This is a genomic window from Algoriphagus algorifonticola (genome assembly GCF_007655305.1).
In the GTDB taxonomy this organism is placed as follows: Bacteria; Bacteroidota; Bacteroidia; order Cytophagales; family Cyclobacteriaceae; genus Algoriphagus; species Algoriphagus algorifonticola.
The window spans coordinates 1-17,055 of the sequence record NZ_VLOG01000055.1 but is presented as its reverse complement, the minus strand read 5'-3'; the positions used below and the strand labels follow the sequence as shown (position 1 = coordinate 17,055).

Sequence of the window (17,055 nt, the reverse complement as noted above, 5' to 3'; positions counted from 1 at the left end):
TCTCCTGAAGAGTTAATAATCTCCATTCATTGTTGAATTTGCATAATCTCCAATTCACAATCAGTGATTCAAGTCACCAGACTTTGTGTCAATTAAGGCCTTGGTAAGTTTTTCTTGCCGTAGTTGATAGCTGAAAAAATCTAGAATTCTCTTACGCGCAAGAATAGATTTTTCTTTCGGGTTTTCCAGCAAAAATTGAGAAAGTAAGTCTTGCAATAAGGCTAAATCTTTTTTGGGCAGAATCAAGCCCGTAGAATCAATAATTTCTGGAATTGCACCTACTGCGCTGCCTATAGGTATGCAGCCACATGCCATAGCTTCTCCCATCGAGTTGGGAAATCCTTCAGAAGTGGACAATTGAAGGTAATAGCGATGGGTGTTGTAGGCTTCTACCAGGTCTTGAGCTTTCATTTTGCCAAAGACCTTGATATTGGGCAATGAGCTTTTGTAGTTTGAGTCTCCAATTAAAGTGAAGCTCCATTCTGGATGATTTTTGGCAAGTTCTTCTATCAAATCATAGCCTTTGACAATAGCTCGGGAAGGATTGGAAGTGCCTGTAGCTACTGAAATAAAGCTCAAAGGTTCTCTCGTTTTCCCAATGTCCCTCCAAAATTCCGTATCGAAGCCATTTGGGATTACTTGAACGGGAGTTTGAAGATCTGGTATCAGGTTTAATAGGCCTTGTTTGGGACTGATTCTAGAATCATAGGTATAATTTTGCTTGATCAATGCATCTGCTACCGGCAATATCAAGGAGCAGTTTTTAAAGGAATAAGTGGTAGCCTTTCTCAACCACTTTTTTCTAAAATTGCCATAACCTATTTCGGGCATGTTAATACAATCCATGCCTCCTGCCTGAATGATGCAACGTTTCTTAAATATTTTTCCAAACCATACAGGTAGTACAGAATGATATCCTCCAAAAAAGCATAAATACTGACTGGTTTTAGGTAAAAACCATAACAATTGAAAAAACTGAATGAAGAAGTAGAAGGGGAGTTTAATTGGGCTTTGGGTAAACTCTAGGCTTTTGATATTTGCGACCGGGCGGATCATTTCCAGATCTCGGTCGGTAAATGCTGTGCGGATAGGGTAGGTAAAGAGGATCATTTTTCCTCCAAAAGTTTTTTGCCTTCTTTCTTTAAGACTGGAAAGTTCTCATTGATGACCTTGACTATAGTCTCATAAGTTATTGCTCCATATTCATGGGCAATATAATTTCTAGCACTGATTATTTTCCTTGTATCCGAAATGGCAATTGAAGGCGATATTTTAATAAGTTTTTTCGTCGCTTCACCGATAATTTCCAACTCTCGCTCTACTGCGCGAATAGTTTTTATATCTTCTAACAAGGATTCTAAAGTCACTACTTTTCCTTCAAAAAATTGTTCTACCTCCTCAATACAAGTAAGAAAGTCAAAAAGGTAGGTTTTTATTTTTCTATCCATAGATCAATTCTTTGGTTTCATCCACCTCATCTCTAAAATATGGATTACGGATAGCGTCATATTCAATTAAATCAACTTCTCTCCCAAGAAGGTCTTTTAATGCAAATTGCAATTCGAAATAGTTGCTGGCAAAATCCGAAATATCATGTCTCTCAAAGTCTACCAAAAAATCGACATCGCTTTCTTCATTGAAAACCGAATTAAGAGCCGAACCAAAAGCATAAAGCTTTGCTACTTTGTGTTTTTGACAAAGGCTTTTAATGGCTTCGATATTTGCTTCTAAAAGCTCCATTAATCAAATATAGTCTTATTACATTTAAACAAAAAAAGACTCAAATTTAGATTTTGAGTCCTTTTATTTAGCGTTTATAGCGACTTAGATTACCAAATTCACAATCTTACCCGGTACAACAATGATCTTTTTCGGGGTTTTCCCTTCCAGCCATTTTTGAACTGTTTCATCTGCCAAAGCCTCTTTTTCAATAGCTTCTTTGCTAAGGTCTAAAGATAGGTTGATCTTGGCACGCATCTTTCCATTGATCATTACAGGATACTCAAAGCTGCTTTCAACCAAAAACTCCTCTTTAAACTCAGGGAATTTAGCTTCGGTAATCGATCCAACATGACCTAGTAATGACCAGAGTTCCTCGGCAATGTGAGGAGCGTAAGGCGAAACCAAAATAGCCAAAGGTTCTAATATTTCACGCTTATTGCATTTCAGTGATGTCAATTCATTGACACAGATCATAAAGCTAGAAACGGAGGTGTTAAAAGAGAAATTAGCCATATCCTCTTCCATTTTCTTGATGGTTTTGTGCAAGGTTTTCAGCTCTTCCTTGCTGGCTTTTGCATCAGAAACTTCAAATTCTCCTTTTCCATTGTGGTAAAGGTTCCAGAGTTTTCTCAAAAACTTGAACACCCCGTCAATACCGTTGGTATTCCAAGGCTTGAACTGCTCCAAAGGCCCTAAGAACATCTCATACAGCCTTAAGGTATCAGCTCCATAACGCTCAATGATATCATCAGGGTTGACTACATTATACTTGGATTTGGACATTTTCTCTACTTCAGCTCCGCAGAGGTATTTGCCGTCTTCCAGGATAAACTCAGCATCTGCCAAATCTGGTCTCCAGGCCTTGAATTTATCCAAATTCAATTGGTCATTATGAACAATATTGACATCCACATGCATGGCTGAGGTGTCATATTGATCTTTTAATCCATGAGAGACAAAGGTGTTGCTTCCTTTCAACCTGTAAACAAAATTGGATCTACCCTGAATCATCCCTTGATTGATCATTTTTTGGAAAGGCTCGTCAATACTCACCACTCCTAAATCATACAAGAATTTGGTCCAGAATCTGGAATACAATAGGTGTCCCGTGGCATGTTCTGACCCTCCTATATACAGGTCAACAGAACCCCAATAGTCAGTTTTGCTTTTATCAGCAAAAACTGCATCGTTTTTCGGATCCATGTATCGGAAAAAATACCAGCTCGAGCCCGCCCAACCAGGCATGGTAGAAAGCTCCAGTGGATATTCTCCATCTGCGGTTTTATAAGTCCAATCTTTGGCTCTTCCCAAAGGAGGCTCTCCATCTTCTGTTGGTAAATACTTATCTACTTCAGGCAGAACTAAAGGAAGGTCCTTTTCATCAATTAAGTAGGGAAGTCCGTCTTTGAAATATACGGGAAGTGGCTCGCCCCAATAGCGTTGACGGGTAAAAATTGCATCCCGCATTCTGTATTGGATTTTTCCTTTTCCGATTCCTTTTTCTTCCAAAAAGGAGATGGCTTTTTCCATAGCCTCTTTCATATACAATCCAGAAATGAATCCAGAATTGATAATCAAGCCTCCTTTTCCGGGGAAGGATCCGTTTTCCATGGAACCTTCAATTACTTGACGGATTTCCAAGCCAAAATGCTTGGCGAAGTTGTAATCTCGCTCATCATGGGCCGGTACTGCCATGACAGCTCCTGTACCATATCCTGCCAACACATAGTCTGCCACCCAAATTTGGATTTCTTCTCCATTGAAAGGATTGATAGCATAGGAACCCGTAAAGGCACCTGATATAGTTTTGACATCACTCATTCGCTCTCGCTCGGAGCGATTTTTTGCTACTTGAATATAAGCTTCAGCAGTTTCGCGCTGATCTTCTGTAATCAGCTCAGCCGCCAAATCAGATTCAGGTGCCAAAGCCAAATAAGTTACCCCATAAATGGTATCTACGCGGGTTGTAAAAACCTTGATTTGATGATCAGATCCTTTGACTTGAAAAAGTACTTCCGCACCGATGGATTTTCCAATCCAATTTCGTTGCATTTCTTTGATGGGTTCAGCCCAGTCTACTTTCTCCAATCCCTGCAATAATCTATCTGCATAAGCAGTGATTCGCATGGACCACTGCATCATCTTTTTTCGCTCTACTGGGTGACCGCCTCTTTCAGAAAAACCATCCTTCACTTCATCATTTGAAAGTACGGTTCCTAAAGCAGGACACCAATTGACGGTAGTTTCTGCCAAGAATGTTAGTCTGTATTTTAGTAGAATTTCTTGTTTCTCATTTTCTGAAAAACCAGCCCAATCAGAAGCTGAAAAAGTAGGAGTATCCTCGTCGCATACAGCAGATACTTGGGTGTTTCCTTCTTTTTCAAATTGGGATACCAAAGAATCTATAGAAAGTGCTTTGTCAGCTTTCAGATCATAATAGCTATTGAATAGCTGCATAAAAATCCACTGAGTCCATTTGTAGTAGGATGGGTCAGAAGTACGAACTTCTCTTTCCCAGTCAAATGCAAAGCCTATATTTTTTAGCTGCTCGGTGTAACGAGCGATGTTTTGCTCAGTTGTGATGGCTGGATGTTGTCCAGTCTGGATTGCATATTGTTCGGCTGGTAATCCAAAAGAATCATAGCCCATAGGGTGGAGGACATTGAATCCTTTCAGCATCTTAAATCTGCTGACGATGTCTGAAGCGATGTACCCCAATGGATGGCCTACATGCAAGCCCGCACCTGAAGGGTACGGAAACATGTCCAGAGAATAGAATTTGGGACGATTGGGATCGACTTCTGCATGAAAGGTTCCTTTTTCTTTCCAGAAGCCTTGCCACTTCTGTTCTATTTCCCTGAAATTATATTCCGCCATGATTAATTATTTCTTGATTTTTTAGCTAAACGCCTGCAAAAATAGAAAATTCAGGCGGGTTTGGTAATCAATTTTCTAATTCCTCTTGCACTTATCATTTTCCATCCGTCAATTTTTTGATAGAGAGTTTCCTGTTTTTATTAATTTCAGCAAGCTAACCATCAACCTTATGAAATGCCTATGAGGAAAAATCTCACACAACTTGTCCCGAACTTGTTTCGGGAGGGAGATGATTATCCTGGGCATTCCATCTGGCCACTGAAAAACAAATTCTAAACAGATGAAATCGAGCACGACGAGAACGACACACACTGGGAAGATTGTAATATGTGCGAGATTCCATGTGACCTTAGAAACACAAATTATAAACACATGAAAAGTAAATTATTGCTAATGTCCGCTGCATTGATCTTTTGCAGCCAGATAACTTTTGCACAAAAGAAATATTCTCAAAAACAAATCGATGCCCTTAAAGCTGAAGTAAGCCAACTGGTACAGGAAAATCATAAAATGAGCCAAGTAATGGTGGATAAGATTTTCAGTTTTGCTGAGTTAGGCTTTCACGAAGTGGAATCTTCGAAATACCTGACTGGAATTCTGGAAGAAAATGGATTTACCATAGAAAAAGGAGTGAGTGGGATACCTACTGCTTGGTTTGCAACATGGAAAAATGGGGAAGGCCCGGTTATCGCCTTGGGTTCAGACGTAGACTGTATTCCAAAAGCCTCTCAATACCCCGGAGTAGCTTATCATAAGCCCATGGTGGAGGGGGCTCCCGGTCATGGAGAGGGACATAATGCAGGAATTCCTTTGAATATTACGGCAGCTCTTGCAGTGAAGAAAATCATGGAGCGGGAAAAAATTGGAGGAACATTGATTTTATGGCCCGGAATTGCTGAAGAGCTGGTTGCTGCCAAAGCTTGGTATACCAGAGATGGTCTGTTTGATAATGTTGACCTATGTATTTTCACCCATGTTGGCAATAATTTGGGAGTAAGTTGGGGACAATCCTCAGGCACTGGATTAATCTCTGTGGAGTATACTTTTTCAGGTGAAGCAGCTCATTCTGCCGGTTCTCCATGGAGAGGCAGAAGTGCCTTGGATGCAGCCGAATTAATGAATATAGGTTGGAACTATAAAAGAGAGCATTTGCATCCTTTGAAAAGGTCTCATTCCATTTTTACAGATGGAGGAGATCAACCTAACGTAGTGCCTTCCAAGGCTTCTATTTGGTACTATTTCCGCGATGTGACTTATGAAGGAATTATGGAAATGTATGAAACGGCCAATAAAATGGCTGAAGGTGCTGCATTGATGACTGAAACGGAAGTTAGCAGTAAGATTTTGGGTACTGCCTGGCCGAGGCATTTCAATAAGGTGATTGCAGAACAGATGTACCAAAATATTTTGAAAGTAGGATTGCCTCAATGGTCAGAGGAGGATCAAATGTTGGCTAAGGCTGTTCAGGAAGAAGTTGGATCCTCCAGAGAAAATGGATTGCCTACCAAGCTGGATACTTTGGGTTTACCTGTGACACAACCTGTTTCCGGTGGTTCAGATGATATTGGGGATGTGTCATGGGTGGTGCCTACTGTTACATTGAGATTTCCATCCAATATTCCGGGACTTCAAGGACATCATTGGAGTAATGCCATAGCTATGGCTACGCCGATTGCTCACAAAGGGGTGACTCAAGGGGCAAAAGCTGAAGCAATGACTATTTTGGATTTCCTCCTTAAGCAAGAATTGGTAGATCAAGCTTGGGATTATTTTAAAAATGTCCAGACAAAGGAGACCCAATATAAGCCAATGATTACTGCTGATGATGCTCCTCCAATTTATCTGAATACAGAAATCATGAATCGTTTCAAGCCTGAGTTGCAAAAATTTTATTATGATGAGACTAAATTCGAAACTTATCTGGAGCAATTAGGTGTAAAGTACCCTACAGTGAAGAGAGACTGAGAAATTTCTTATCTGAGAAATAACAAATCCCAGCTATTGATTGAAAACATGTTTTGAAAAAATGCTAATTTAATAGAGTAATTAGCTGATAATCCATGGATTCAGAACATCATTCGATAGTAATTCGTGAGGCCTCACTAGAAGAAATTCTTTCGGTTCATCGTGAGATACCAGAATTTCAGGGTGAGGTCTCATTGGATTTTTATAAAAATAGATTGGGTAACAAGTCTTATTTAGCCTTGGTAGCAGAATTGGAAGGGGAACTATTAGGATTCAAAATTGGCTACGAGGGAGAGAATCCAAAAATATTTTATTCTTGGATGGGAGGAGTGAAGCCAGAGTTTAGAAAAATGAGAATCGCTGAATCTTTGGCGGATTATCAGGAAAAATGGGCTCTTGAAAAAGGGTTTGATACCGTGTATTTCAAAACAAGAAATCGCTTTTCAGACATGATCAATTTCGCTTTTAAAAGAGGTTTTCAGATAGTAGATTTTTTTAGAAAAGGGGAAGTGGAAGATTTCAGGGTTGTGATGATGAAAAAACTGGATGGTTCAAAGATTGAATTTTAGTAGTCTTCTCCATCATATTCAAAACTTAGCTTTACCTTTGTGAGATAATTCACCAGCGGTCGAATCACCCGCTTTACCAAAAATTCAAATGACTACTCAAGAATTAGTGGCCTCAGGCCTACAGCTTCCAGTCATGGAAGCTTTTTACACTATCCAAGGAGAAGGACGATTTACCGGAACACCAGCATATTTTATCAGACTGGGAGGTTGTGATGTGGGCTGCGTTTGGTGCGATGTTAAGGAATCATGGGAAGCAGGGAAATGGCCGGTATTAGCTATTGAAGAAATAGTAGAAGAGGCTGTAAAATATCCTGGAAGATTAGTGGTGATTACCGGAGGAGAGCCATTGATGTATGACTTGGGTCCTTTGACGCGTCTTTTGAAAGAAAATGGCTTTACCACCAATATTGAGACATCAGGGGCGCATCCTTTTTCAGGAGATTTTGACTGGGTATGTTTTTCTCCTAAGAAATTTAAGAAGCCCCACCCCTCCATTTATTTAGAGGCTGATGAACTAAAAGTGGTGATTTTTCATCAAAGTGATTTCAAATTTGCTGAAGAGCATGCTGCATTGGTGAATAAAAGTTGCGAGTTAAGGCTACAACCAGAGTGGAGTAAGGCCGAAAAATTCACTTCCGAGATCATAAACTATGTGAAAAATCATCCAACTTGGAATATTTCCCTACAAACTCATAAATTTATGGATATTCCATAAGTTCATGCGCCCTGTTTTAGTAGGAATTCTTCTTTTGTTATTGACCTCCCATGCATTTGCACAGGATTTTTCCATTATTGATGGGCGGGCAATTCGTTTTTACAAAGAAGGAGAGCAGCTCATTTTGGAAAGAAGGTATGATGCTGCCTTAGAAAAATTCAAGGATGCGATCAATCGAGAGGCCTCTTTTTTGGAAGCCTACGTCAAAATGTCCCAGCTTTTGATTACTATGGGAAATTTGGAAGAGGCTGAAAGAGTAGCTGAGTCGGGAAGATCCAGGTTGAGTGGGAAAAATGCAACCCCTAAGCACAGCGCTGACATTGGGTGGGTTTTCTCCAACATTTATTTACAAAAAGGAGAATTCGAAAAAGCCTACAAGCAGTTTGAAGCCATAGATCCTCTATTGGATGATTCCTTTCGCTCTCATGTCTATTATAAAGAGATGAAAACTCAGATGGAATTTCTCAAAACCCAATTGGGAAAATCCATGTCCATAGAAAAGGAAAAACTAGAGGCTCCTCTAAACCAATTTCAATTGCAATACTTTCCTGTCTTGACTGCGGATGGGAAGCAGATTCTTTTTACCAAAAGAGATGGTACGGGCAATTATGACAAAGAAGACATTTTCACCTCCTTTTTGGATGAGTCAGACGAGTGGTCAGTACCGAGAAGCATTGCCTCTACCATTAACTCACAATACAATGAGGGCACTTGTTCGGTGACCGCAGACGGAAATATTCTAATTTATACTTCATGTGATGCGCCTGATTCCGAAGGTAGCTGTGACTTATATGTAGCCTATAAGGTCAACGGAACTTGGCAGAGGCCCAGAAATATGGGTAAAAAGGTGAATTCAAGGTCCTGGGATTCCCAGCCATCCCTGTCGGCCGATGGTCGAATCCTGTTTTTCTCTTCCAATAGAAAAGGTGGATTTGGAGGGAATGACATATGGTATTCAGTCAGGTTGGCTGATGGGAGTTGGGCAGAAGCCAAAAATCTAGGAGAGATCGTCAATACACCAAAAGATGAGATTTCACCTTTTATGTTTTTCAACAATGAGATCTTGTTTTTTGCTTCAGACGGTCATCAGGGTTTTGGAGGGATGGATATCTTCCTGTCAAGGGTAAAGGACGGGAAGTTTACCAAACCGGAAAATCTAGGCCTTCCTATCAATGATCAACTAGATCAGGTCGCCTTGTTTATCACAGCTCAAAAAGACTATGCATACTTTACGGAGTTAGCGAGTTCAGAAAATGGGAGAGACCGGTCCTTATTGTATAGATTCAAATTCCCGAAGGATATATATTTAGGAGAAAACCTGACTGTCACAGGCGGGAGAGTATTTAACTCTAAAACAGGGGATCCAATAGATGCGACCCTATCTTTAGTTTCTCTTACGAATGACAGCACACTTTATCAATTTAAAGCGGATGGTAAAACGGGTGAGTTTATGATGCTCTACCCTGAAAAGTCAATATCAGGTCTCTATGTGGAGAAGAAAGGGTACCTGCCAAAGATTTATAACGTAGAAAGAGACAAACTTCAGAATGTAAAGGATTTGGAGGTACAATTGACTCCGGTAGCTTCAGGTGAGGAGTTTGTGTTCGAAAATGTATTTTTTGATTTCGATAAATATAATCTGAAGCAAGAGTCCATGTCTTCTCTGAAGCGATTGGTGAAGTTTCTCAATGAAAACCCCAATGTAAACATCATGGTTACCGGTCATACAGATAACGTGGGATCTTCAGCGTACAATCAAACACTTAGCTTGCAAAGGGCTAAAAGTGTACAAGATTATTTGATCCAAAACGGTATGCATCCGGGTAGGGTTTTAGTGGAAGGAAAAGGAGATAAGGAACCGATGGTTCCAAATACAAACTCTCAAAATCAAGCCTTAAACAGGAGGATTACTATACGCGTTTTGTGATTTTTTGAAGCTTAGGGCCCTAAGTTGATTTGCTCGTAATTTCAGAATAAAATTCTGTATTAGAGAGAAAAAACAAATACTATTAATCAGCTAAAAAATACTGTATTAGGTATATTTTTCAATTATTATAATATGCAATTTTTAATATTCAATAAACCTTATTTCATATCTAAATAATTTTGCAAAAATTTAAAAAAGGGCAATAAAAGTTGGAATTGTATTTTTTCTCTTAAATTTTTTAGACAAAATTAAGATTTAGTATTAAAAATTAACTTTTGTTAACATTGAGATAATGTGCCTAATTCAGAATAAAATATCATATATAGTATTTATTCCAAAATTAATTCTGAAAATATCTTTTTTATCAAATTTTGAACGTAGTTTTTCTTATAAACAATTCGAATTTTTATGGGTAGTGCTCTTGGGATATTCAAAGATATCGGATATCATTGAACTTATTTTAAACCATAATCAAACCAAATATGAGGAAAGTTTTACTTCTAGGACTCATGCTGTTTTTGGGAAGTGCGGTAGCATTTGCCCAAAATCGTGTGATTACTGGTACTGTTACCTCAACCGAGGATAACTTGGGAGTACCAGGAGCGACTGTTCTGGTAAAGGGAACTACGATTGGTACTGCCACCGACTTGGATGGTAATTATTCAATCAGCGTTCCAGCCGGAAGCAATGTTTTGGTCTTTAGCTTTGTAGGCCTAAGACAGCAGGAAGTGAGCATCGGAAACAGAACTACTATCAATGTAGCTTTGGAGCCAGATGTTCAAGCTCTTTCTGAATTCGTGATCACATCATACGGTGATCAGTCGAAAAGAGAAATTACAGGTGCGATTGCGTCTGTGAAAGGTGAGGTTTTCGAAAACCTGCCTGTTCAATCATTTGACCGTGCTATGCAAGGCCGTATTGCGGGTGTTCAGGTAACTTCAACTTCTGGTGCTCCAGGAGGTACCTTGAACGTTCGAATTCGAGGTGTAGGTTCGATCAACGCGGGAAATGATCCACTTTACATCGTTGACGGTGTGCAGGTGGCTTCAGGATCCTTGTCTGGTCAGGGACCTCAAAACGCATTAGCATCTATTAACCCAAATGACATCGAGTCAATTGAGGTATTGAAAGATGCGGCCGCTGCTTCCATTTATGGGGCTCAGGCAGCAAACGGTGTAGTTTTGATTACTACCAAAAAAGGTAAAAAAGGTGTTACCAAAACAAAAATCACTGCTCAGGAAGGTATTGTTCAGCCTTTGAACTTGTACGAAGTGATGAATGCTACTCAGTTGGCAACCATCAAGCGTGACGCTTTTCTAAATGCAGGATTGAATCCAGCAAATGCAGCTGCTACTTATGGAAACCCTGAAGATCCAAACTTACAGTCTTATGACTGGGTAGACGAGTTGTATAGACAAGGTAGACTTTCTGTTTATGACGTTTCAGTATCAGGAGGTGATGAAAAGACTAACTTCTATCTTTCTGGATCCTACACTAACCAAGAGGGTCAAATCATCCAGTCAAGTTATGAAAGAGCAACCGGTCGTTTGAATGTGACTCACAGACCAAACAAAAAGTTGACTGTTGCGGCTAACCTATCTTTGGCATACCAAAGAACTTTGGGAACTATTGCAAACGGTAACTTCGTAAACGGTCCGTTCTCTGCTGGTTTCACTATGAGACCAAATGTGCCTATTTACAATGAAGATGGTTCATTCAAAGCTGATTATCCATCTAACCATAACTTTGGTTACAACATCGTACAAGGTGTTTATGAAGAATTGAGAAGAGGTACTTCAGTTCAGACTGTATCAAACTTACAAGCGAATTACCAGATCACTCCTTGGTTGAGCTGGACATCTTACTTTGGTTTGGACTTCTCTGACAACAGAGACGAAAACAACAGACCTTCTACGATCCCTGTATTCTCCTCTTACGGAGGTCAATCATTCTATGCAGATAGAAGAAATAATAACTTTAACACTAACCACAACTTGAATTTCAACAAGAAATTTGGTGATGTACATACCATTACTGGTTTGGCTGGTTATGAATACAAGGGATTCCAGTCTGAAGAGACTACAGCTACTGGTCGTGGATTTGCTAACCCAACTTTAAGATACCTTCAAAATGCAGCGACTCCTTTTGCAGTTGGAGGTTTCTTTACTGAATTCAAAAGAATCGGTGTTTTTGGAAACGTGAAGTATAACTACGATGACAGATACGATGCTGAATTCACAATCAGAAGAGACGGTCACTCTAGATTTGGTGCCCAAAACCAGTGGGGTACATTTGGTGCTGCTTCAGTAGGATGGAGAGTTTCTTCTGAGTCTTTCATGCAAGATTTGACTTGGTTGGACAACTTGAGAGTTAGAGCATCTTTCGGTATCACCGGTAACTCTGATATCTCAAACTTTGCATCTAGAACTCTAGTTGGAAACACTGGACAGTATTTAGGTTCAGGTTCATTAGGTCTTTCTCAGTTGGGTAACGATCTATTGACTTGGGAAGAGTCCAAGACTATCAACTTGGGTGTTGACTGGACTATTTTCAATGGTAGATTGATCGGTACAGTTGACTTCTGGAGAAAAGATTCTGAATCATTGTTGTTCAACACTCCTCTTCCAATTGACTCAGGTTTCGGTGGTATCACTAGAAATACTGGTTCTGTAAGAAACCAAGGTATCGACATTGATTTGCAGACTGTGAACGTAGTATCTGGTAAATTCCAGTGGAATACGGGATTCAACATCACTTTCTTGGAGAATGAATTAACTGAATTATATGACGGACTGGATAGAATTGGAAACAGCCTAATCGTTGGAAGACCAATTTCATTCTGGTATACGCATCAATTCTTGGGCGTTAACCCTGCAAATGGTAGAGCCATGTATGATGATGCGAATGGTGGATATACTTACATCGTAGGTGAATCAACTCTTCAATACATTGGAAGTGGATTGCCAACTAGCTATGGTGGTTTATCAAATACCTTCTCTTATGGTCCGGTTTCTTTGGAAGTATTCTTCCAAGGTCAATTTGGAAACTTAGCTGGAAACCAGGATATGTTTAACCTTGAAGATTGGGGAGCATCTACCGGTAACTTAAGAACTAACCAGTTGAGCTATTGGAAGCAGCCAGGTGATATCACTACTGTAGGTCGTCCTTACGAAGGTGGTCAGGCTCCAGGAACATCAAACATTGATACTTTCTCAACTCGATTCTTGAGTGATGGTGGATATGTAAGATTGAAGCAAGTGACATTGAACTATGTACTTCCAAGTGCTACTGCACAGAAAATCGGTATGCAAGGTTTAAGTGCTTTCGTTCAAGGTTTGAACTTGGCCACATTTACTAAGTACACTGGTCAAGATCCAGAAGTTGTGGGTATTGCTGAATTTGTGTCAATTGGACGTTTCCCGAATGCAAGACAGTTCTCAGCAGGTTTAACCTTAACCTTCTAATTTGAATACAGCTATGAAAAATATATTTAGAATAATGGTATTTGGTGGTGCTCTAGTAGCAGCATCTTGTACTGATCTAGAAACACAACCAAGACAAAGCTTAACTCCAGAAGTTGCTTTCGCTGATGTGGACGGAATGGAAGCACTTGGCTTCACCACTTATGGTGTTGCAAGAGCGTTCAATCAATACGGACAGCAGATGATGATTGCACCGGAGATTATGGCTGATAACTTGAGAATTATTGCTAATACCGGTAGATATATCGGACAGGAGCAGAATGCTGATAGAGCTCATATGAACCTTTGGACCACTCAGTTTTGGTCCGGCATCAATACTGCAAACATCGTTTTGGCGCAGGTTGATGATGTTCCGGGTGATGCAACAAAGAAAAATAGAGTAAAAGGTGAAGCTCATTTTATGAGAGCCTTGTTCTATTTCGATTTGGCAAGAGTATATGGCTATGAGCCAGGTAAAGAAGTAAATGGTTGGGATAAAGCAGTTATTTTGAGAACTGAGCCTACCTTAGGTTTCTCCAATGCTGACTTCAGAGCTAGAGCAACTAACCGTCAGATTTATGATCAGATCATCTCTGATTTGCAGGCTGCTATCAACTTGTTGCCTACTGCGACAAAAGGTACTGCTGCGGTTTACAGAGCAAGTAGAGGTTCTGCTCAGGCTTTGTTAGCGAGAGTTTACCTATATGACTCTAAATTTGCTGAGGCTGCTGCTTCTGCATCAGCTGCAATGGCTTCTTTCGGAATCGCTGATGACGGAACAGGTCTTGCAACTCCAGCAAACTACATTGCAGGATTCTCAACTGCTCCAAATCCGGAGTCTTTGTTCGAAGTAGAGATTCGTTCCAATGACTGGTCTACTGTAGACGGCGTAAACAACTCTGTATGTTCTTTGACTGCTAATGTATTCGCCAGTGCTCAGTTTATTGCAACTGCGACTGACGAATTGATCGAATCTTATGAAGATGGGGATGTTAGAAGAAATGCTTGGGTTGCTACTACAAGATCAGGTGCTTCAGGTACTGTTTACAGATCTGCTAAGTGGTTAGGCCACAAAGGTGATTTCTTGGAAAATCTTCCAATCATCCGTGCTGCTGAATTGTTCTTAATCCGTGCTGAGGCAAGATACAGAACCAATGATGCTGCCGGTGCAAGAGCTGATTTGAATGCTTTAAGATCCAAAAGAGGATTGGGAGAAGTAGAAGCTGGACTTTCCGGTCAAGCTTTGTTCGACCAGATCATGTTGGAAAGAAGACAAGAATTTGCATTGGAAGGTCACAGATGGTTTGACTTGAAGAGAAATGGATTGCCAATTACTAAAGCAGACCGTTTCGAGGTTATTCCTTACAACGATTACAGACTTCTAGCTCCGCTACCTACTGCTGAACTTCAATTGAATGATCAGTTGGAGCAGAACCCTGGTTATAACTAAAAAACAGAAAACTAATTATGAAAAAGTTATATATCTTATTCGCAGTTGCATTCGCCTCTTTGGCAATGACTTCCTGCTTTGATGATCCGGGGCGCGAAGTGTTCTTTGACGGAAATGTTGTGGAATTCCAGGACGGAAATCTTCCTAACGGATTCACAACTACACAAGTCAGGAGAAACGCAACTCAAACTGATCAAGTTGATATTCAAGTAAATAGGGTGTCAACAAATGCAAGTGGTGCTATCACCATTAATATTGCTGTGGATCCGGCCTCAACCGCTGTTCAAGGCGTTCATGTAGACTTTACAGGAACTACTGTAACAATTCCTGCGGGACAGTTTGTTGCAACTTTCCCTGTAACTGTCCTTACTGGAAACATTGATCCATCTGAATCTCCTGTTTTGAAATTAGTGATGCAATCTGCTACAGGTGCTGAAATTTCAAGTAACTACGGGGATCTTGATTTGAATATCAATGTGATTTGTGAGTCTAAAATCTCTACTGCTGCTGACACTTGGACAGCAACTAGTAACTCAAGATTTGGAACATTTACAGCTGATGTTAAAGTGACTCCGGTTTCTGGTGCTGTTGGAGAATATGTAGTATCTGATATTTCTGCAGGCTTGTATGCAGCGTTCGGATTTGGAACTACTCAGCAGGCTATTTATGGTGATAATTGTAATGTATTGACTTTCCTAAGACCTGGTCAAAGAGAGTTTAACATTTCTGCACCAAGAGTAGATCCTAAGTTAGGTTCTTTTGATCCTGCAACAAATACTCTTGTATTGTACTGGAGTGATCCTAATAACAACATTGATGGAAAGACTACATTAGTAAAAAAGTAATCAAATTTGATTCAGATTAAAAAAGGAGGGTTTCCCTCCTTTTTTTTGCTTTTTTTTATATAAACGGGATTATTAATAGTTGGCATAGAATTAAATTGAACCTTCTTTGAATTATTTCCTGTTAAAATTTATTATGGATATCCGCTTTCTTACCAGTATTGACAAAAATACGGCTTATTGTCTGCTGAAAGGATCAGAATCCGGAAGCTTCGCCTGCCAGTATTCTAAGGTTTAAGCAAGAAGATTTTCAGTTTTTTTTCATGCGGCATATTTTAATATGTCTACATAGCTGGAATTTCGGTTGACAACAGCAAAAGCCCTTGCAATAAGTTTATTTCTGATAATATTAAGTGTGCTCATTTTGCTTTTCCCTTCACCGGTTCTTCTCTTGTAATAGGTCTTCATCTCAGTGCTGTATTGGATGGCTGTGCCTGCACATAATGTCAGCAGTGTTTTAATTCTCTTATTCGCCAGCGGACTGGTTTTGGTTCTCCCTCGATAGGATGTACCTGACTGGTTGGGAAACGGTGCTGTTCCTGCATAACTGGCAAACTTTCTCCAGCTATCGAATAGGGTAAACCCTTCTGTTAAGACGATAAGTGCAACAGCTGTCTGTGGGCCTATGCCCTTGATAGAGTTAATCAGCTTATATTGGTTCATTAACAGTTCATCTTTGCGTAAAAGTTTGTCTATTTCTTTCTCTACGGTTTCGATCTGTTTATCTAAACAAGCGATTACTTCGGTATTGGATTTTTGATAGACTTTTAATTTGTTTTCTGAAACTACAGCTTCATATTCTTTGATACGGGTGATGTAAGCTGCTCTGTCTTTTACAAGTCGCTCTCTGTAATTAAACAGCTTTTTGAGATCCTGGATGACCTTTTTGGGAGGAACAGTGGGGATAATCTTCTCCTGCTTTTCATAAAGATATTCAGCTATGTCTTTAGAGTCTGCCTTGTCTGACTTACCTCTTCTTATTCCCAAGGATCGCTTTAATTCAAGTCCTGAGATGATATAAAATGGTAGGGAGTGCTTTTCAAGAAACAAAGCAAGTTCTGAAGAATAAATCCCAGTGGATTCAAATCCGAAAAGCAGTTCTTCTGCGAGTATTAACCCAGAGTTTTCCATTACCCATTCCACCAGCTCCTGGTAACCTTTCTCATTATTTTCAAAGACTGCGTGGCATTGGTTGATCTTCAGATAAGCATCAAGTGTAGATTTACTTACATCGACTCCAATAATTGATTTGAATTTCATAATTTAGACATTGAAGTTTAACAAATGAGAGTTGCGGAAACTAAAACCTTTAACAGGCCTAAAGCCTAAAATTCTAACTGGTTACTGGCAACTCAACTAAGAATGGGGACTGATACTGGCAAGAGGTCGCTAGCCTAGCCGTGGCGAAAGTTCACCCCATTCTTTTTCAATTTATTCAATATCTGAGTCACTTAATAATCGTAAAGATATTAGCTCTGATTTTCTCAAATAATTCTACTTTGCAAACCTAAAGGCCGTGGCTGGGTC

Annotated in this window: 12 protein-coding genes; 7 read left to right on the top strand and 5 right to left on the bottom strand. The window is 39.8% G+C overall.

What is annotated here, in order from left to right:
- Window positions 1-60: 60 nt before the first annotated feature.
- The 4 genes from FL972_RS14895 to leuS form a co-directional block, all read right to left on the bottom strand.
- Entirely contained in the window at window positions 61-1,110 is a 1,050-nt protein-coding gene (locus FL972_RS14895) for a glycosyltransferase family 4 protein (RefSeq protein WP_144606491.1), read from the bottom strand.
- Window positions 1,107-1,448, bottom strand: a complete 342-nt coding sequence (locus tag FL972_RS14890) for a HepT-like ribonuclease domain-containing protein (RefSeq protein ID WP_144606489.1) — start codon at window positions 1,446-1,448, stop codon at window positions 1,107-1,109. Before FL972_RS14890 ends, FL972_RS14895 begins: the two co-directional genes overlap by 4 nt.
- Entirely contained in the window at window positions 1,441-1,740 is a 300-nt protein-coding gene (locus FL972_RS14885; RefSeq protein ID WP_144606486.1) for a nucleotidyltransferase family protein, read from the bottom strand. The genes FL972_RS14890 and FL972_RS14885 overlap by 8 nt, the downstream gene beginning before the upstream one ends.
- 84 nt (window positions 1,741-1,824) lie before the next feature.
- Window positions 1,825-4,599: a leucine--tRNA ligase gene (gene leuS, locus FL972_RS14880; protein ID WP_144606484.1), complete on the bottom strand. Its 2,775-nt coding sequence runs from the start codon at window positions 4,597-4,599 to the stop codon at window positions 1,825-1,827.
- A gap of 372 nt (window positions 4,600-4,971) precedes the next feature.
- Between leuS and FL972_RS14875 the strand changes: the two genes are divergently transcribed.
- The 7 genes from FL972_RS14875 to FL972_RS14845 all read left to right on the top strand — a co-directional run bounded on the left by FL972_RS14875 (window position 4,972) and on the right by FL972_RS14845 (window position 15,531).
- Window positions 4,972-6,564, top strand: coding sequence for an amidohydrolase (locus tag FL972_RS14875; RefSeq protein WP_144606482.1), 1,593 nt, complete (start codon window positions 4,972-4,974; stop codon window positions 6,562-6,564).
- Window positions 6,565-6,659: 95 nt separating this feature from the next.
- The gene (locus FL972_RS14870; protein ID WP_144606480.1) at window positions 6,660-7,133 is read left to right on the top strand and encodes a GNAT family N-acetyltransferase; all 474 of its coding nucleotides are present in this window, start codon (window positions 6,660-6,662) and stop codon (window positions 7,131-7,133) included.
- Window positions 7,134-7,221: 88 nt separating this feature from the next.
- The gene (locus FL972_RS14865) at window positions 7,222-7,848 is read left to right on the top strand and encodes a 7-carboxy-7-deazaguanine synthase QueE (protein ID WP_144606478.1); all 627 of its coding nucleotides are present in this window, start codon (window positions 7,222-7,224) and stop codon (window positions 7,846-7,848) included.
- Between the two features lie 4 nt (window positions 7,849-7,852).
- The gene (locus tag FL972_RS14860) at window positions 7,853-9,775 is read left to right on the top strand and encodes an OmpA family protein (RefSeq protein ID WP_144606476.1); all 1,923 of its coding nucleotides are present in this window, start codon (window positions 7,853-7,855) and stop codon (window positions 9,773-9,775) included.
- 482 nt (window positions 9,776-10,257) lie between these two features.
- On the top strand, window positions 10,258-13,239 hold the full coding sequence (locus tag FL972_RS14855; protein ID WP_144606474.1) for a SusC/RagA family TonB-linked outer membrane protein: 2,982 nt from the start codon (window positions 10,258-10,260) through the stop codon (window positions 13,237-13,239).
- Between the two features lie 13 nt (window positions 13,240-13,252).
- Window positions 13,253-14,686, top strand: coding sequence for a RagB/SusD family nutrient uptake outer membrane protein (locus FL972_RS14850; RefSeq protein ID WP_144606472.1), 1,434 nt, complete (start codon window positions 13,253-13,255; stop codon window positions 14,684-14,686).
- 17 nt (window positions 14,687-14,703) lie between these two features.
- Window positions 14,704-15,531, top strand: coding sequence for a hypothetical protein (locus FL972_RS14845; RefSeq protein WP_144606469.1), 828 nt, complete (start codon window positions 14,704-14,706; stop codon window positions 15,529-15,531).
- Between the two features lie 258 nt (window positions 15,532-15,789).
- On the opposite strand, the gene FL972_RS14840 is transcribed toward FL972_RS14845, so the two are convergent.
- A complete protein-coding gene (locus FL972_RS14840; protein ID WP_144602881.1) occupies window positions 15,790-16,788 on the bottom strand; it encodes an IS110 family RNA-guided transposase in 999 nt (332 codons plus the stop codon).
- Window positions 16,789-17,055 lie beyond the last annotated feature (267 nt).